The organism is Vibrio sp. 10N.261.55.F4, assembly GCF_041470465.1.
GTDB lineage: Bacteria > Pseudomonadota > Gammaproteobacteria > Enterobacterales > Vibrionaceae > Vibrio > Vibrio crassostreae_C.
In genome coordinates, this window is the sequence record NZ_JBFRMM010000023.1 from 695 (window position 1) to 930 (window position 236).

The following is a 236-nucleotide window of genomic DNA, read 5'->3' on the forward strand; positions in this document are numbered from 1 at the left end:
GTATCTCGATACCCATACCCCATTCGCTTGATTAGCTTTATCTTGTTGTTTATCCCTTCTAGGGTGCAGGTGTTTAGCGGATAACTTGCCGATGCGATAATACCGTGAAGATAAGGACTCAGTTTTCGTGCGAACTCTTTCAATGGCTTAATTCCACTCTCTTGTACTTGTGCCCACCACGCCTCCCAGAGCCCTTTAGCATGTGCTTCTGATTCACAATACCAAAGCTCTTTGAG

General features: G+C 45.3%; 1 protein-coding gene. It reads right to left on the bottom strand.

Features of this window, described 5'->3' with window-relative positions; translation table 11 throughout:
- On the bottom strand, positions 1 to 236 hold a 236-nt coding region (locus tag AB4249_RS12835), incomplete at both ends, for a transposase (RefSeq protein WP_372103505.1).